The organism is Streptomyces sp. NPDC059850 (assembly GCF_042731515.1).
GTDB lineage: Bacteria > Actinomycetota > Actinomycetes > Streptomycetales > Streptomycetaceae > Streptomyces.
Window position 1 is genome coordinate 72,591 of sequence record NZ_JBHWJI010000009.1, and the last position, 18,353, is coordinate 90,943.

Consider the following 18,353-nt stretch of genomic DNA (forward strand, 5'->3'; position numbering starts at 1 on the left):
GCTCACAGCGCGGACGCGCCGGTCTCGCGGCCGCCGACATACGTCGCCACCACGTCGATGTCGCCGATGCGCGAGGGTTCGGCGCGCCGGGGGTCGTCGCCGAGCACGACGAGGTCGGCGAGCTTGCCCGGGGTGAGGCTGCCGAGGCTGTCCTCCCAGTGGCACGCGTACGCGCCCGCCACCGTGTAGGCGTGCAGCGCCTCGTCGACGGTGATGCCCTCGTCCGGGCCGATGACCTGGCCGGACCCGGAGGCGCGCTCCACCATGAACTGGATGGCCCGCAGCGGGGATCCATCGGTCACCGGGCGGTCGGAGCTGCCGACGAGGGTGATGCCGTGCTCCAGGAACGCCCTGCCGCGATAGAGCCAGGGGGCGCGATGCGCGCCCATGATCGCCGCGTAGTCGTCGCCGAAGGAGCGCAGGAAGTTGGGCTGGACAACCGCGCTGACGCCGAGCCGCGCGAAGCGCGCGAGCTGGTCGGGGCGGATCAGCCCGGCGTGCTCGATGCGGTGCCGGGCGGCGGGGCGCGGGCGGAGGCGCTGGGCCCGTTCCAGCGCGTCCAGGGCGAGGTCGGCCGCGCGGTCGCCGATCGCGTGAACGGCGAGCTGCCACCCGGCGAGGTGGCCGTCCACGATGGTGTCCGCGAGCACCTCCGGGTCGTCCTGCAACTCGCCCCGGTGGTCAAGCCCTTCGTACGGGCTGCTGAGTGCGGCGGTCCGGGCCATCATCCCGCCATCGGTGAAGATCTTCAGCGCGCCCACCGACAGCCGGTCGTCGCCGAATCCGGTGCGCAGGCCGAGGTCGAGGGCGCGGGGAATGCCGTCGGCCGGATGTGCGGCGGCCGGGCGCAGCCGGTCGGCGGACACCATGAGCTGGACGCGCAGTGGCAACAGGCCCTGTTCCTGGGCGAGTTGGTAGGCGCCCAGCTCGACCGGGCTATGGCCGAAGAGGGTGCCGCCGATGCCCGCCTCGGCGCAGGCGGTGACGCCCTCGGCCAGGCAGGTCCGGGCGGCGCGCCCGATCGCCTCGGCCAGTTCCGTCTGGGCGTGCGGCAGGCGCAGGGCGCGGGCGGCGCCCATGGCGCCCTCGGCCAGGAAGCCGTTCTCGTGCGGCAGGTCGGCGGGGAGCAGGTCCAGGACGGCGGAGTTGACGACGCAGCCGTGCCCGGACTCGTGCAGCAGGAACACCTTGTGGCCGTGGCTGACCCGGTCCAGTTCGGCGGCGGTCAGATGGCGGCCGAGGGCCCGCTGGTCGTAGCCCGCGATGCTCACCCAGGCACCGGGCGAGCCCTTGCGGGTGACGGCCTCCTCCACGAGGGCGAGCACGTCGTCGATCCGCGAGTGCCCCGCGATGCTCGGCGTGTTCTGTTTGAAGCCGGTCCAGGCCAGGTGCACATGGGCGTCGATGAACCCGGGCAGCACGGTGGCGCCCTGGAGGTCGATCACCTCGCGGGCGGGCAGGGACGTCACGGCCTCGTCCAGGCCCACGATCCGGCCCCGCCACACGCCCAGGTCATGGGCGACGGGGTGGTCGGGGTCCATGGTGAGGAAACGTGCGTTCGTCAGTCTGGTGCAGAGCATCGGACAGGGCTCTCCCGCGGTGAACGCCAAAAGTTAGGTTAGGCTCGCCTAATTGACAGGAGCTTATCCGTGTCCCTCCCCTCTCACAAGGAGACGTTCATGCGCCTGGGCGCGACCGGCAGGGAAACCGCCTTCGTCGAGTTCGGACTGTCCGGCACGCCGGGCACCGAGGAGTTCTGGGCCGCGGCGGAGGCGGAGGCGCCCGCGTCGATACCCGACGGCGACGGCGGCTGGGTGACCCTCTTCCTGTGGCGCGGGTCCCCGGCGACCATCGGCTTCGAAAGCTGGTCGGAGCCGGTGCCCCTGCGCCGGTGGGGCGACACGGACTGCTGGTACGCCGAGGTGCGCATGCCCGCGCGGCTGCGGGTCACCTACCAGTTCCTCACGGACGGCGAAGCCCACGCCGACCCGTTCAACCCGGTCGGTGCCGGTGGCGACCGGTCCATCGCCGCCACCCCGGACGCCCCGGCCCAGCCGCACTGGCCCGTCTTCGGCGCCGCTGACGTACTGCCCGTCCCGCGCACCCGGATCCGCTGGAACAGCGAACGGCTCGGCGGGCGGCGCACCGTGCGCGTCCACCCGGTGGGCGGCGGCGGGCCCGTGGTCCTGCTGCTCGACGGGGACGACTGGCTGTATCTGCACCCGGCCATGACCGCGTTCGACTCGGCCGCCGCCAGTGGCGAGATGCCCGCCGTCACGCTCGTCTTCGTACCGGTCAAGGACCGGGAGGCCGAGTTCGGGTGCGCGCCCGAGCTGTGGGAGGCGGTCCGGGACGAACTGCTGCCGCTGGTGGCGGAGTCCGGCGTACCCGCCGACCTCGACCGGCTGGTGGTCGCCGGGCAGAGCCTGGGCGGGCTGAGCGCGGTGTACGCGGCGCTGGAGTTCCCGGAGCTGGTGTCCCGCGTCGCCTGTCAGTCGGGGTCGTTCTGGTGGACACCCGGCGCCCTGGACCTGCCGGACCCGCTGGGCGGCCCGGTCGGCGGCGCCATCGCCGCACGGCTGCGGGAGCGCCCCGATCTGTCCGGCCTGCGGGTCGCGTTCGACGTGGGGGAACACGAGACCAGCATGCTCCCCCACTGCGAGCTGACCGAGACCCTGGCGGTACGGACCGGTGCGACCGTACGGGTCGCGCGGTCGGCGTCCGGCCACGACCGGGCGGGCTGGCGGCACGCCCTGCTCAGGGATGTCGCCTGGGCCCTCGCCTGACCCAGCCCACCGGGCTCAACACGTCACCGGGCCACCGCCGAGCAGTAACCCTCGTCGGTGGCGAGCAGGTTGCGGTGGGTGTCCTCGGCGGTGATGACGCCGTCGTCCAGGACGAGAACACGGTCGGCGGCGTCCAGCAGGGCCGGGCTGCTGGTGATCACGATGGTGGTGCGGTCCCGGCGCAGCTTCGCGACGTTGCGCGCGATGAGCTGCTCGGTGACCGCGTCGACGGCCGTCGTCGGGTCGTGCAGTACGAGGACATCGGTGTCGGCGGCCAGCGCCCTGGCCAGGGACAGCCGTTGGCGCTGCCCCCCGGAGAGGTTCGCGCCACGGTCGCGGACGCCGTAGTCGAGGCCCGCGCGGTGGAGGGCGACGACATCGGTCAGCATGGACGCCTCGACGGCCTCGGGGATCATCCGGCTGGTGCCCGAGGGGTCGATGTTCGTCCGGAGGGTGCCCGCGAAGATCTCCCCGTCGTACGGGTTGACCAGCAGGTGCCCGCGGACCGCCTCGACCGCCAGGTCCGCCAGCTCCTGCCCGCCGACCCGCACCGCTCCCTCGTACGCGCCGGGCGGGACGTTCACGGCCAGGACCGACGCCAGATCGGCCGCCGCGCGCGGCTGGTAGGCGGCGATGGCCACGAACTCGCCCGCCGCCACCTGGAACTTCAGCTCGCGCAGGGTCCCGTACCGGACGCAGTCGATCTCCAGGCCGCCACCGGTGGCCGGGCGTTCCGGGCCCGGGGCCGCCACCGGCGGCGCGGCCAGCACCAGCGCCATCCGCTCGGCGGACGCGCGCGCCATCATCACGTACTTCGGCATCTCCGAGAACAGCTTCAGCGGTTCCATGATGAACTGCGCCAGCCCCACGGCCATGACGAGTTCCCCGATGTTGATGCTGCCGCTCCAGGCCAGCGAGCCCGCCGTCAGGGTCACGGCGGCGGCGAGGACCGCGTTGAGGGCCAGCGCGGTGCCCGCGTACACGCCGTTCACCTTGGCGACGGTGATCGCCTGGTGTTTGGCCTCCGTGCTGACCTCGCGGTAGGACCGGAACGCGGCGGAGTTGCCGCCGAAGCCGTGCAGCGGGCGCAGGCCGGTGATCAGGTCGGCGACCTTCGCGCCCGCCCGCGCCACCCGGGCCTGCTGTTCGCGGGTGCTGGACCCGATCCGCTTGGACAGCACGCTTAAGGCCGACAGGATCGCGACGGTGCCCACGATCACCAGCAGCCCGAGCCGTACGTCGGCCAGGCCCAGCGCGACCGCCGCGACCAGCACCGCGACCAGCGAGCTGATCAGCAGCGGCACCACCTCGATGATGTCGGCGGTCTGGTCGGCGTCCTCGGTGGCGATGGTCAGCACCTCGCCGGACTTCAGGTCGACGTCCCTGGCCACCGGCTGGAGGCCGCAGGCCGCGACCTTCACCCGCCAGCGGTGTGCCTCGGTCGTGTTGGCCTTCTGCAGGACGCGCATCCCGAACCGCCACGACAGCGACACCGTCGTGATGATCACCGCCAGCGCGGCGATCGACAGGCCGAGCGCGCCGAGGCTCCGGTCCCGCATGGTGTGCTCGACGATGAGGCCGAGCGCGATGGGGAAGGCCGTCTCGCCCGCCTGGTACAGGCCCATGAGGACGGTGCCCCAGGCCATCGCGCCCTTGTTGCGGCGCAGGGCGGTCCGGAGGATGTCGGACCCCGGTCGGGGCCGCTGCGTGTCAGGAGTGGTCATCGCGGTGCGTTGTCATCGAGGTGGCGGGCCATCGCTTCCGGGGTTCGCAGGGTGAACAGATCACGGATCGTGATCACAGGACCGTACTCTCGGCGGAGCAGCCCGATCAGCCGTACCGCCAGCATGGAGTGCCCTCCCAGGGACACGAAGTCGCTCACCGCGCTCACCTCGTCGTCGTCCAGGTCCAGTGCCTCGGCGAAGAACTCGCACACCACGGTCTCGGTCTCGGTCTCGGGCCTCCGCTCTCCCGCCGTGGTCAGCGCGCCGAGCGGCTTGGCCTCCGGCAGCGCCTTGGTGTCAGCCTTCCCGTTCACGGTCAGCGGGATGCTGTCGACCTGGGCGTAGTGCGTGGGGCGCAGGAAGTCCGGCAGCCCGGCGCCCACTTCGGCGGCCACCGCCGCCAGCTCCGCCCCCTCCAGCACCAGGTAGGCGGCCAGCCGGTACGCGCCGTCCACCTGCGGGTCGGGCTGGGCGACGGCGGCGACGAACCGCACCGCCGGGTGCGCCGCGAACACGGCCTCCGCCTCGCCCAGTTCGACCCGGTGGCCCCGGATCTTGACCTGCTGATCGGTGCGGCCCAGGTACATCAGGTTGCCGTCGGGCCGCCGGATCACCAGGTCCCCGGTGCGGTACATGCGTTCCCCTGGAGCGCCGAACGGGCAGGCGACGAAGCGGTGCGCGGTCTGGCCGGGCTGGCCGAGATAGCCGCGCGCGATGCCGATGCCCGCTACGTACAGCTCACCGGGGACTCCGTCCGGCAGCGGCCGCAGCCAGGGGTCGAGCACATACACATCGGTGTTGTCGATCGCCACTCCGACCACCGGGTCCTGGCATTCGAAGGTGCCGACGCCGAGGGTGTTGATCGTGTACTCGGTGGGTCCGTAGAGGTTGTAGCCGACCGTGCCCTCGGTCTCGGCGAGCCGCTGCCAGAGCGTCGGGGTGACGGCCTCGCCGCCGAGCAGCACCAGCGCCGGGCGCCGTGCCGGGTTGTCGAGCAGGCCCTCGGCCACCAGCTGCTGTGCGTAGGTCGGGGTCACGTTGATGACGTCGATGCCGTGTTCGAGGCAGTACTCGACCAGCCGGGGAGCGTCGCGGCGCAGTTCCTCGTCGCAGATGTGCACCTCGTGGCCGTCGGCGAGCCACAGCAGCTCCTCCCACGACATGTCGAAGGCGAACGACACGGTGTGCGCGATCCGGAAGGTGCGGTGGCCGTGCTCCGCGAGCACCGGTTCGAAGATCCGGCGCTGATGGTTGATCAGCATGTTGGTGAGCCCGGCGTACTCGGTCACCACGCCCTTGGGCTTGCCCGTAGAGCCGGAGGTGTAGATCGTGTACGCGGGGTGCCGCAGCCGGTCCGGGTCGTCCGGCGCGAACGTCACATATGGCTCGGCCCCGGGCAGCGGGCGGTCCAGCTCGATCAGGTCGCCGGTGAGCCGGGGCGACACCGCGCTCACCGTGAGGATGACGTCGGGGCGGGCATCCGCGACGATCGCGGCGATCCGCTCGTCCGGGTGGTCCAGCTCCAGCGGTACGTACGCGGCGCCGACACGCAGCACGGCGAACAGCGCCACGATCGAGTCGAGGGAGCGCGGTATCGCGAGCCCCACGGTCGTCTCCGGGCCGATGCCGCGCTGGGCGAGCACACCCGCCACAGCGCGGCTGCGGTCCCGTAGCCCCGCGAAGGTCATGGTCGAACCATCGGCGACGAGCGCCACCCGCTGCGGGTCGCGGTCCGCCGCCTGGTCGAAGCGGTCGACCACGGTGTCCGTGCCGACGTCCGTACGCGCCTCCCGCGAGGGCCACGGCCCCAGACCGCGCAGCGCGCCGACCGGTCCGGTGGAGCGGGCCACGTCCTCGAGGACGCTCAGGTAGTCGTCCAGGAGGCGGCGGGCGTTCGCGGTGTCGTGGTCGCGGTACTCCAGCTTGACCGTGAGCCGGTCGCCGGGCGTGACGACCCAGGTGAACGGATAGTGAGTGGAGTCGTCGGCCTTGACGGAGGTGATGCCGTGCCGGGCGTTCATCTCGGCGAACGCGTCCATGTCGAGGAAGTTCTGCAGCACGAACAGGTTGTCGAAGAGGGTGTCGTGCCCGCTGGCCCGCTGGATCTCGCCGAGCCCCAGGTGCTCGTGCTCCATCGCCTCGACCCTGGCCGCCTGGACGGCCGACAGATACGCGCCGGCCGTGTCGTCCGGCCTGGCCCGGGTCCACTGGGGCACGGTGTTGAGCAGCACCCCGACGATGCCGTCCAGCCCCTCGCCCTCCCGGCCCGAGACGGTCACGCCGAACACGGCGTCGCTACGGCCCGTACGGGCGCCCAGCAGCAGGCCGAACGCGCCGGTCAGCACCGAGTTCAGCGTGACGCCGTGCGCCCTGGCCGCGTCCCGCAGCAGGTCCGACAGCTCGGCGGACAGCGGGTGCACGAGGGTGCGCGGCAGGTCGTCCACGAGGGACGGCGCCGGTCCGGCGAGCAGCGTCGGGCCGGGAACACCGGCCAGGTGCTCCGCCCAGAAGCGCTCCGATACGGCCGCGTCGCGGGCGCCGAGCGCCCGGGCGTGGTCCTCGAAGCTCGGCGTGGCCGGGACCGGTGCGGTCAGCTCGCCCGCGAGGACGGCCGCGTAGGCGTCGAAGAGTTCCCGCAGCACGATCTCCCGCGACCAGCCGTCCCACAGCAGCAGGTGGTAGCTGAGCAGCAGCCCGTCGCGGTCGTCGGGCAGCCGCACCACGGTCATCCGGATCAGCGGCGGCTCCCCCGGATCGAATCCGGTGTCGCGGTCCCGTACGCGCAGGGCGTCGACCTCGGCGTCCGTGGCGAGGGACACCGTACGGACGTCGACCCGCCGCCCCGCGCCCAGGACCTGGACCGGGTTTCCGTCGTCGTCGGTGGCGAATCCGGCGGCCACGCCCGGGTAGCGGGCGATCACGTACGCCATCGCCTCGGCCAGCGCGTCGGTGTCCAGGCGCCGGTCGAAGGTGAACCAGCTCTGCGCGACATAGTGTCCGGCCGGGCCCGCCAGCTGGGCCTGGAAGAACAGCCCTCGCTGGAGCGGGGTCACGGGCGCGGTGCGCTCGGCCGTCGCGGAGGCGTCCGCGAGGTGTTCCAGCGCGCTCCGCCAGTGTTCGGTGATCTCGTCCGGGATGCCCTCGGCGAGGATGAACTCCGTGTGCAGGCTTCCGGTGGCCGCGTCGGTCCACGCGTTGACCTCGACGGCGTACGGGCTGCCCTGATCGCCGCCGGTGATGCGCGGCGCGTGGGACTCGCCGCCCCGGCCGAGGTAGTTGAACAGCACCTGCGGGCGGGAGTCGAGCAGTGGCGCCGTCTGCGGGTTGAGGTATCTGAGCTGCCCGTAGCCGACGTGTGCGCGCTCGTCCGGCTGGCGTTCGGCCACCTCGTGCGCCGCCGCGACGGGGTCGGTGTGCGCGGTGAGCCGTACGGGCGCGATGGAGGTGAACCAGCCGACCGTGCGGGTGTAGTCGTGGTGTTCCAGCGCCGGGACCCGGCCGTGCCGCTCCAGCTCGATCACCAGATCGGTGGGCGTGGGCTGGACGCGGGTCAGCGCGGTGCGCAGCGCGCCGCACAGCAGCTCGGTGAGACCGACGCCGAGCGCGGCGGGCGCGGTACGGGTCACCCGGTCGCTCACCTCGGGCGCGAGCACGACCGTGGTTACGCGCGACTCGCCCATGGTCGGCAGGAGTTCGGGTGATTGCAGTGTGGTGATCCAGTGCCCGAGGTCGTCGATCGCGTGAGCGGACTGCGATGCGAGGGCTTCGGCGTACTCGGCGTACGACGTGGTCGGCGGCGCCAGGGGCTCCCCGCGCAGGGCGGTGGCCAGGTCGTCCAGCAGGATCAGCCAGGACACCGAGTCGACGGCGAGATGGTGCACGGTGACCACCAGGGTCCGGCTCGCCTCCAGCCACGAGAACGCGGCCACATCCCCGGACTCGGGATCGAGCCGCCCGGCGGCCTCGTTCGCCGCCGCTGTGGCATCGGTGGTGTCCGGCGTCACGACGGCGACCTCGCGGGCGGGCTCGGTACGCGGGGCCCACACCCCGTGCTCGACGCGCAGCCGCAGCCGCAGGGCGGGATGCGCGGCCAGCACGGCGTTCGCGGCGCGCTGGGCGTCGGCGAACCCGGTGCCCTCGGGCGCCACCAGCGTCCTGGCCTGGGCGAACCGGGCGAGCGATCCGCCCAGTTCGCGCTGGCGCAGGATGATCGGCGTCGGTGTCAGCGGGCCGTCCTCGCGGCGGACGGATGCGGGCGCTTCTGCTGTCGGTGTGCGCGTTCCCAGGTGTTCGGCGAGCGCCCGCGGTGTCCGGAACAGGAACACGTCACGTGGCGCGATCGGCAGGCCGAGCGCCCTGGCCCGGTTGATCACCGTGATGGCGACGATGCTGTCGCCCCCGGCCCGGAAGAAGTCGGTGTCGGCGTCCACGGCGGATCCGGGCAGCGTGTCCGCGAAGATGCCGACCAGTGCGGCGAGCGCGGAATCGCTCATCGCGGCCGGAGTGTCGTCCTGGGCGGCGGCTCGCTGGATCAGGGCCTTGCGGTCCAGCTTGCCGTTGACCGTCAGCGGCAGGGCGTCGACCGGCAGCACCCGGCCCGGCACCATGTGCACCGGCAGCTTCGTGGACAGCGACGCGGCGAAGTCGCCCGGCACCCGGCCCACGATGTGTGCGACGAGGTGGTCTCCGGTGTCCGCCACGGTGACGGCCACGTCGACCACACCGTCGAGTTCCCGGACGGCGGCCTCCACCTCGCCCAACTCGATACGGAAACCCTTGAGTTGGACCTGATCGTCGGCGCGGCCGGTGAACTCCAGCTCACCGTCGAGGGTGCGGATGGCGAGGTCGCCCGTGTGGTACATGCGGGAGCCGTCGCCCGCGAACGGGTCCGCCACGAACCGGCCCGAGGTGAGCCCCGGCCTGCCCAGATAGCCCAGCGACACCTGGTCGCCCGCGACGTAGATGGCGCCCTCCCGGCCCGGCGGCACCGGCCGGAGCCGGTCGTCGAGCAGATAGGTGACCAACCCGGGAATCGGACCGCCGATCGGGCTGACGTCGTGGCCGGGGCCGAAGTCCTCGTCGGTCAGCACCCGGTGGGTGACATGGACGGTGGTCTCGGTGATGCCGTACATGTTGACCAGCTCGGGCGATCCGGTGCCATGCCGCTCGACCCAGCCGCGCAGCCGCCCCAGATCCAGCGCCTCGCCGCCGAAGATGATCCGGCGCAGCGCGGGCAACGGCTCACCGGCATGCCGGTCGGCCTCGATGAACTGGTAGAACGCCGACGGGGTCTGGTTGAGTACGGTCACTCCGCGCTCCCGGACCAGCCGGTGGAAGTCGACGGGCGAGCGGGTCAGCCCGTACTCCGGCACCAGCAGCTCGCCACCGTGCGCCAGCGCGCCCCACAGCTCCCAGACCGCGAAGTCGAAGGAGAAGGAGTGGAACTGGACCCAGACGTCATCTGGACCGAAGTCCATGTCGGGTCGGGTGTTCGCGAGCAGGGTCACCACGCTGGAGTGCGGGACGACGACGCCCTTGGGCCTGCCGGTCGACCCGGACGTGTAAATCACGTACGCGGGGTCGTGCCAGGCGGCCTCTGGCCCGGGCTCGGTGGTGGCCGGTGGCCGCTCGTCCTCCCGCACCAGCACACGGGCTCGCACACCGGCCCGGTCCAGCAGCCGGGTGAAGCGGTCGCGCTGCTCCCGTTCCACGAGGACGACCTGCGGAGCGGCGTCGGCGAGGATGTACTCCAGCCGTTCGTCCGGGTACGCCAGGTCCAGCGGTACGTACGCGCCGCCCGCGCTGACGATCGCGACCAGGGCGACGACCTGTTCGACGGAGCGCGGGACGGCAACGGCGACCCGCTGGCCCGGACCTACCCCGGCCGCGCGCAGGACAGCGGCCAGCTCGTCCTTCGCGTCCGCGAGTTCGCCGTAGGTCAGGGACCGGGTGCCGCCGTCGAGACCGCACTGGGTGACGGCGGTGGCCGCCGGGTCACGGCGCGCGGCGGTGTCGAACAGTCCGCCCAGGGTCGTCTCGGCGATCCGCTCGGGACGCCGGGTGTCCTGCGGTGCCAGGTCGCCGACCAGGGTGTCCGGCCGGGTGAGCAGGCCGGTGAGGGTCCGGGTGAACGTGTGCAGGATCGCCTGGGCGGTTGTCTCGCGCAGCAGTTCACCGTCGTAGATCAGGTTGAAGCGGGGGCGGCCGTCGAGCGCGCGCTCGACCACCAGCGTCAGCGGGTAGTGCGGGGCGCCCTCGTTGACGATTCCGGTGATGGAGAGAGTGTCGCCGGGCCGTCGCAGCGCGGCCACATCGGTCGCCACGTCGAACACCACCAGGGTGTCGAACAGCGTGCCCGCGCCGGTCTGCCGACCGATCCGGGCCAGCGAGACATGCTGGTGCGGCAGCACCGCGCTCTGGTGTTCCCGCACCGAGGCGAGCAGGTCAGCGGCCGTGGTGGTACCGGCCCAGCGGGCGCGCACGGGGATGGTGTTGATGAACAGCCCCACCATGTCCTCGATGCCGGACACCTCCGCGTCCCGCCCGGACACCGTGGAGCCGAACACCACGTCCCGGCCGTGCAGGAGGGAGCCCAGGGTCACGGCCCAGGCGCTGTGCACGGCCACGCTCAGCGGCACACCGGCCGACCGGGCGGCCGCGTCGATGTCCTCCCCCGGCTCCACGGCGGTGTCGGCGAACCGGTCGGAGGGAGTGTGGCCCTCGGCGACCAGCGAGGGTCCGGGCAGCTCGGCGAGCTGTTCGCGCCACACCCGGTCGCTCTCGTCGTCGTCGCGTCCGGCGAGCTGCCGTACGTAGTCGGGGAAGCCGCCGAGCGGGTGCACGGTCCCCGGTGCGTGGTATTCGGCCAGCAGCGCGCGGAGCATCGGCGGCACCGACCAGCCGTCGGCGATGATGTGGTGCACGGTCTGCACCAGGACATCCCTGCCGGGGCCGCCACGGATGAGCGTGTACCGCATCAGCGGGCCGGTGGCCAGGTCGAATCCGGCGCGGCGGTCCCGCTCGGCCAGGGCGCGGATCTCGTCGTCGGTGATGCCGGGGCGGTCCAGCGTGGTGAAGGGCGCCTCCACGCCGCGCTCCAGTACGGAGACCACGCGGCCGTCGGCGAGGGCCGTGAACCGGGCGGCCAGGTTCGGGTACAGGGTGAGCAACCGGGTGGCCGCCGCCGCGAGCCGGTCGGTGTCCACCTCACCGTCCAGGGTCAGCAGCTGCTGCTCGACGTACGCGCCCGGCGAGTCGCCGTCGAAGACCGAGTGGAAGTACAGGCCCTCCTGCAGCGGGGTCAGCGGCAGGATGTCGCGCAGCGCCGGGCCGTCCAGGGCGTCGACGTCGGCCTGGGTGAGCGGCACCGGGCCGAAGTCACTGGGCGAGTGGCCGCCCTGGTCGAGCGCGGCCAGCCCGGCCAGGGTCTCGCGGAAGTACGCGCCGATCGTCGCGATGTCGTCGTCGGTGAACATCCCGTCGGGCCAGGACAGGGTGGTGACCAGTTCGTACGCGCCGGTCGAGGCGGGTTCGGTGATCGCGTTGAACTCCAGGGCGCGCGGCAGGCGCATCCCCGGGTCGCGCTTCTCGCCCAACTGTCCGGTGGAGCCCGTGAGTTGCCAGTCGCCGGACGCGCCCGCCTCGAAGCGGCCGAGGTAGTTGAACAACACCTGCGGTGCGGGCGCGTCGAACTCGGCGCCACGCAGATACCGCAGGGCGCCGTAGGACACGCCGTTGCCCGGCACTCGGGCGAGGTCGTCCTTGACCGCCTTGAGCGCGGCGGCCAGATACCCGGGCGCGGTGAAGTCGGCCGCCGCGCCGGGGTCCACGGTCACCGGGAACAGGGTGGTGAACCAGCCCACGGTCCGCGACAGCTCCGGTTCGAAACCGGCGGTGTCCGCCACGAACCGCCCCTCGCGGCCGTGGCCTTCGAGTTCGATGTGCGCGAACGTCTGGTCCTGTCCGAGGTCGCGGCGCCATCGGGCGAGGGTGACGGCGAGCGCGGTCAGCAGCACGTCGTTCACCCCCGCGTGGAACTTCGCGGGGATCTCGCCGAGCAGCGCGGCCGTGATCTCGGGGCCGACCGACACGGTCCGTACCCGCTCCCGTGCGACGGTGTCGGCCTCGGACAGCGCGCGCCTGCCCACGGGTGCGTCCGCGCCCGGCAGGGGGCTCTGGAAGTAGCCACGGTCCGCGTCGAACGCGGTGTGCTCCAGCAGTTGCGTCCAGCGCCGGAACGACGTGCCCACCGGGGGCAGCGCGATCGGCTCGCCCGAGGCGAACTGCCGCCACGCGGTGGCCAGGTCGTCCATCAGGACCCGCCAGGAAACGCCGTCGACCACCACATGGTGGACGACCACGACCAGCTGCCGTGGCTCGCGCCGCCAGACGGCGCGCAGCATCACGCCGCCCGCCGGGTCCAGCCCGTCGGTGGCGAGCGCGACGCACTCCTCCATCGGCCGGTCGCTCTCCTGCCATGACGCCGTGGCCCGGTCCGCCTCTGGGATGGCGAAGCTCCAGCGGTCGCCGCGCACCAGCGTGGCGCGCAGCATGTCGTGGCGCCGGACCACGGCGGTGAGGATCGCGTCGAGGGCGTCGGCGGTCAGGTACGCCGGGGTGTTCAGCACGACCGACTGTACGAAGCCGTCGATGGCGTCCGTGGTCTCGCCGAGCCACTGCACGATGGGCGAGCCCACGACCGTGCCGGTCGCGACATCCTCCCGGTCCACGGTGGCGGTGTCCGCGACGAGCGCCACCGCCGCCAGCGCCCCCACGGTGCTGTGGGTGAAGATCTGCCGGGCCGTGAGGTGGAGTCCCGCGTCGCGCACCGCGCTCAGCAGCGAGATCGCCAGCAGGCTGTCCCCGCCGAGCTGGAAGAAGTCCTGGTCGACACCGACCTCGTCCAGCCGCAGCACCTTCGCGACCGCCGCGCACACCACGCGCTCGTTCTCGGTGGCGGGCGGGGTGAGCGAGCCCGTTCCGATCACGGGTTCCGGCAGCGCGCGGCGGTCGAGCTTGCCGTTCGCGGTGAGCGGGAACTCCGCCATCACGACGATGTGGGCGGGCACCATGTACTCCACCATGTGCGCGGCGGCCCACGCCGTGACCTCGTCCGCGCGCAGGTCCTCGCTCCCGGCCGCCGGGATCACGTACCCCACCAGGTAGGTGCCGCCCGCCGTGTTCTTCTTCGCGACGACGCAGGTGTGCCGCACCCTGGGGTGCTCGGCGAGGCCGACCTCGACGTCCTCGATCTCCAGCCGCATGCCGCGGATCTTGACCTGGTTGTCGGCCCGGCCGAGGAAGTCCAGCGACCCGTCCGGGGCGAATCGCGCCAGGTCACCGGTGCGGTACAGCCGGGAGCCGTCCCCGGCGAAGGGGTTGGCCACGAACCGGGACGCCGTCAGGCCGGGCGCGTTGATGTAGCCGCGGCCCAGGAGGAAGCCGCCCGCGTACAGTTCGCCGCCGACGCCGACCGGGACCGGGCGCAGTTCGTCGTCCAGCACGTACAGCTGGGTGTTGGGGTTGGCTTTGCCGATGGACGTCGACAGGCGTTCCGCCGCGCCCCGGTAGATGACGTGCGAGACACCGATCGTCGTCTCGGCGGGGCCGTAGCCGTGGTACAGCGGGATGTCGAGCCGGGTGCGGAACCGCTCGTACAGCTCCGGGGTCAGCACCTCGCCGCCGCACCACACATGGCGCAGGCTGTCCAGCCGCCCGGAGTCGCCCGCCATCTCCAGCAGCACGTCCAGCATGGAGGACACCAGGTAGGTGAAGGTGACGCGCTGCTCGGCGATCACGCTCAGCAGATGGTGCGGGTCGCGTTCGCCACCGGGGCGCAGGACCACGAGTCTGCCGCCGGACACCAGGGGCAGGAAGATCTCGTTGATGGAGATGTCGAACGACAGCGGCGCCTTGAACAGGGACGCGTCGTCGTGGCCGAAGCCCAGGATCTCGTCGACCTGCCACAGCAGGCGCTCGCTGATCGCCTCGTGGCGGATCATCGCGCCCTTGGGCCGCCCGGTCGAACCGGACGTGAAGATCACGTATGCCAGGGCGTCGCCGGGGACGGTGACCCCGGGGCTCTGCGTGGGGTAGCCGCCGAAGCGCCAGTCGCCGAGGTCGACGGCCACGGCGTCCGGCTCTTCCGGGTGGTGCTCGCCCGTGCCGCCCAGCTGCGCCACGACCTGGGCGTCGGCGATGACGACGGCCCGGCGCGCGGCGGGCCACTGCGGATCGAGCGGTACGAACGCGCACCCCGCCTGCACCACGCCGAGCAGCCCGATCACCATGTCGGCGGAGCGGCCGAGGGAGATACCGACGACCTGTTCGGGGCGGAGTCCGCGCTCCAGCAGATGGTGGGCGAGCTGGGCGGCCTTCTCGGCGGCCTCACGGTAGGTCAGCGACCGGTGTTCGTCGACGATGGCGATGGCGTCCGGCCTGGTCCGCGCCTGCTCGTGGAACATCTCCACGATGGTCGGGCGGACCCGCTCCGCGGTGTTGTCGTTCCACTCGGCCAGGGCGTCGAGCCTCGCCGCCACGCTGGACGGGCCGATGGTGCCGAGCGGCCGGTCCGGGAAGTCGGCCAGGTCGTCCAGCGCGAGCTGCGCGTCGGCCCGTACGACACCCTCCGGGACGGCGATGCTCCGGCCGTCCGCGCCGACTGCCCAACTCTCCGGTCCCGCACCGCCGTTGTCGACCCATGCGAGGACGTCGGCGAACAGGGTGGCGGGGGTGAGGTCGATGCCGTCGGGGCTGTGGCCCGTCGCCCAGTAGGACAGCCCGATGGCGCACGCTCCGGCGATGGTCCGATCGGAGAACTCGCCGGTTCGGCGACGTACGTCGGCAACGCGTGCGGGAGAGAGCAGGACGCGACGAGCGCTCGGTTCCATCATCGAAGACTCAGCTTTCCTTCCACGTCATGAAGACCTCACCTGAAACCGGGCGCGCCTAGCTGCCTTCTCGCCAGGCCCGCCACAGTCGCGCGTAGCGGCCGCCCAGGGCCACCAGCTCCTCGTGTGTCCCCTGCTCCACCACCCGTCCCGCGTCCAGCACGGCGATCCGGTCCGCCGCCATCGCCTGGGTCAGCCGGTGCGCCACGAACAGCGTGGTGCGGCCCGCGCACGCGGCCAGCACGGCCCGGTCCAGCTCGGCGGCGCCCTCGCTGCCCGCCTCCGCGGTCGACTCGTCGAGCACCACCACCGGCGACCGGCTCAGCACCAGCCGGGCCAGGGCGATCTGGGCCACCTTGGTGACGTCCAGGCGTTCGCCGCCCTCGCCGACCATGGTGTGCAGGCCCTCGGGCAGCGCGTCGACCCACCGCTGCGCGCCGACCGTGCGCAGCGCGTCCCGCAGCTCGACGTCGGTCGCCTCCGGCGCGGCAAGCCGCAGGTCGTCGGCGAGCGGGCCGGAGAACACATGGGAGTCCTGCGTCAGGATGGACACCAGCGCCCGCGCCCCGGCCTCGTCCAGACCGGCCAGGTCGGTCGGCCCGACGCGCACCGAACCCGCCTCCGGGGTCCCGATGCCCGCGATCAGCGCGGCCAGCGTCGTCTTGCCCGCGCCCGTGGCCCCCACCAGCGCGAGCGAACCGCCCGCCGGGATCGTCAGGCTGACGTCCCGCAGGACCGGGTCCTCGGCATCGGGGTAGCGATACGTCAGCCCCTCCACCGTCACCGGGTACGGCACGGTGTCCGCCGGGGCGACGGCCGGGGCGTCGCCCACCAGCCGGTCCTCCGCGGCCTCGCCCAGCACCCCGACGAGCCGGGTCAGGCTCGCGCCCGACTTCTGCGCCTCGTCGAAAGTGAACATGATGGAGCCCAGCGGGGTGAACAGCCGGTGGAACATCAGCGGGGCGGACGACACCTCGCCCAGGGTGGCGGCGTCGGCCTCCAGCAGGGCGTAACCCACCACGATGATCAGGACCAGCCCGATGAACTCGGCGCGGTTCTCCCGGCCGACGAACCGGCCGAAGAACCGGAACACCTCGATGCCGAAGTTCCGCACCCGCCACGACTCGCTGGTGACCTTGTCGCGGAAGGCGCCCTCCAGACGGTACGCCCGGACCGTGTCGATGCCGTTCAGGCCGCTGATGAGCGCCTGCGCGCGGTCGGCCTGGGCCGCCCGCTGCTTCTGGTAGAGCGGCGCGGACCGGGGCAGATACCAGCGCAGGGCCAGCGCGTACGCGGGCAGCGCACCCGCGCCCGCGAGGCCGAGCCGCCAGTCAAGACCGAACATGCCGACCGTGGCGATGACGACCAGCACGCCCGCCGAGAACACCGTGGGGACGGCTGTACGGATGCCCTTGGACAGCACGGCCACATCGTCGCCGACCCTGGAGAGCACATCGCCCCGGCCGACCTGCTCGATACGTGCGCTCGGCATCCCCAGCACCGCGCGGACGGCGCCTTCGCGCAGCCGCGCGAGGAGATCCGCGCCCAGCCGCCCGATCAGATAGGTCGACGCCGCGGTGGCCGCCGCGCCGAGCAGCGCGGCGGCTCCCATCAGCACACCGATGGTGACCAGGGCCGAGCGCGATTCGCCCTCGGCCACCCCGTCGACCACCTGACCGAGCAGAAGCACCGGGAGCACCTGGAGCGCAGCCCCGGCCACCGTGGTGAGCACGGTGGCGGCTGACAGCCACGGCACCTCGCGGCAGTGCGCCACGACCCATCGGGTGGCCACGCGTCCGGTCGCGGTGCGCAGGGTGGCCTGGGCGGTGCGCGCTTCGGTGATGCTCACACCTAACCGGCCGACTTGACGAGTTCGTCGATCGCGTACGGCAGGGACAGCAGGGTGCCCTGGGACATCGCCGCGCCGACCGCCGGGCCCTCACTGTCCAGCAGGTACGACACCTTGCCCTGCTTCACCGCGTCCAGGTTGGCGAACAGCTTGAACTTCTTCAGCGCTTCCTGGTCCGCCTTGTCGTTGACGACGAAGATACGGTCGACGTCGACCAGGTCGACGCGCTCGGGGGACAGCGCGGTGTAGAACTTTCCGTCCGCGATCTTGTCGATCTCGGTCTGGTAGGTGAAGCCGATGCCCGTCACCAGGCGTCCGCGCACATCGGTGGAGGTGAACGGCGCCACCGACTTCTCGTACCAGGACAGCGCGACGGCCTTCTGGTCCGCGAACTTGGGGTGCGCCTTCTTGGCCGCGTCGAGCTTGTCCTGGACGCCCTGCACCAGCTTGGTGCCCTCGTCCTCCTTGCCGAGCGCCTTGGCGATCTGCACGGCGTTGTCCTGCCACGGGGCACTGAAGGGTTCTTTCTCGCCCTTGGTGCGGCCCACGGTCGGGGCGATCTTGGAGAGCTTGTCGTAGGCGGCCTTGTCGATCTCGGAGTAGACCGCCACGATCAGGTCCGGCCGCAGGGCGGCGATCTTCTCGAAGTCGGGGCCTGAGTCGCCGTTCTTCATGACGACCTCGGGCCGGGTGTCGCCCCACTTGTCCTTCACCCAGGGCCACTGGGTGTTGATGTCGGGCTTCTTGCCCGGGGGGTTCGGGTACTGGTCGACCATGCCGACCGGCTTGACGCCGAGCGCCAGCATGGCCTGGTCGTCCGTGTAGCCCACGGAGACGACCCGCTTGGGGGCTTCGGCGACCTTCGTGGATCCGAACGCGTGCTCCACGGTGACCGGGAACGCGCCGGAGGCGGCGGCCGGGGCGTCGTCGTTCGTCTTGTCCGACGAGTCGGAACCACATCCGGCGAGGAGGCCGACGCCGAGGGCCGCCGCGGAGAGTGCCGCCGCTAACCGCCGTCTTGGCGCCATACGCGTCGTTCGATCGAGGAGCATCCGGAATCCCTTGCTGTCGCGCTGTCCGTTACGCCCCTTGTTTCAGGGCAGGC

Annotated in this window: 6 protein-coding genes; 1 reads left to right on the forward strand and 5 read right to left on the reverse strand. The window is 72.2% G+C overall.

Annotated features, from left to right (window positions below; translation table 11 throughout):
- Positions 1-2 precede the first annotated feature (2 nt).
- The gene (locus ACFV9T_RS09700) at positions 3-1,580 is read right to left on the reverse strand and encodes an amidohydrolase (RefSeq protein WP_385437996.1); all 1,578 of its coding nucleotides are present in this window, start codon (positions 1,578-1,580) and stop codon (positions 3-5) included.
- Between the two features lie 99 nt (positions 1,581-1,679).
- On the opposite strand from ACFV9T_RS09700, the gene ACFV9T_RS09705 reads away from it, so the two are divergent.
- Complete coding sequence (locus ACFV9T_RS09705; protein ID WP_385438198.1) at positions 1,680-2,786, forward strand: alpha/beta hydrolase-fold protein; 1,107 nt, start codon at positions 1,680-1,682, stop codon at positions 2,784-2,786.
- A gap of 23 nt (positions 2,787-2,809) precedes the next feature.
- Here the strand turns inward: ACFV9T_RS09705 and ACFV9T_RS09710 are convergent, their stop codons facing one another.
- Genes ACFV9T_RS09710 through ACFV9T_RS09725 form a run of 4 tightly spaced genes read right to left on the reverse strand, consistent with a single transcriptional unit; the run spans position 2,810 to position 18,300 of the window.
- Complete coding sequence (locus tag ACFV9T_RS09710) at positions 2,810-4,510, reverse strand: ABC transporter ATP-binding protein (protein WP_385437998.1); 1,701 nt, start codon at positions 4,508-4,510, stop codon at positions 2,810-2,812.
- The gene (locus ACFV9T_RS09715; RefSeq protein WP_385438000.1) at positions 4,507-15,402 is read right to left on the reverse strand and encodes an amino acid adenylation domain-containing protein; all 10,896 of its coding nucleotides are present in this window, start codon (positions 15,400-15,402) and stop codon (positions 4,507-4,509) included. Before ACFV9T_RS09715 ends, ACFV9T_RS09710 begins: the two co-directional genes overlap by 4 nt.
- Positions 15,403-15,457: 55 nt before the next feature.
- Positions 15,458-17,248 carry an ABC transporter ATP-binding protein gene (locus ACFV9T_RS09720; RefSeq protein WP_385438003.1) on the reverse strand — a complete coding sequence of 597 codons (1,791 nt, stop codon included), beginning with the start codon at positions 17,246-17,248 and terminating at the stop codon, positions 15,458-15,460.
- 2 nt (positions 17,249-17,250) lie between these two features.
- Positions 17,251-18,300 carry an iron-siderophore ABC transporter substrate-binding protein gene (locus ACFV9T_RS09725; protein ID WP_385438005.1) on the reverse strand — a complete coding sequence of 350 codons (1,050 nt, stop codon included), beginning with the start codon at positions 18,298-18,300 and terminating at the stop codon, positions 17,251-17,253.
- Between the last annotated feature and the right edge of the window lie 53 nt (positions 18,301-18,353).

Excerpts from the sequence above, each read along its gene's own strand:
- ACFV9T_RS09700 (WP_385437996.1), bottom strand. The coding sequence starts at position 1,580 with ATGCTCTGCACCAGACTGACGAACGCACGTTTCCTCACCATGGACCCC.
- ACFV9T_RS09705 (WP_385438198.1), top strand. The coding sequence starts at position 1,680 with ATGCGCCTGGGCGCGACCGGCAGGGAAACCGCCTTCGTCGAGTTCGGA.
- ACFV9T_RS09710 (WP_385437998.1), bottom strand. The coding sequence starts at position 4,510 with ATGACCACTCCTGACACGCAGCGGCCCCGACCGGGGTCCGACATCCTC.
- ACFV9T_RS09715 (WP_385438000.1), bottom strand. The coding sequence starts at position 15,402 with ATGATGGAACCGAGCGCTCGTCGCGTCCTGCTCTCTCCCGCACGCGTT.
- ACFV9T_RS09725 (WP_385438005.1), bottom strand. The coding sequence starts at position 18,300 with ATGCTCCTCGATCGAACGACGCGTATGGCGCCAAGACGGCGGTTAGCG.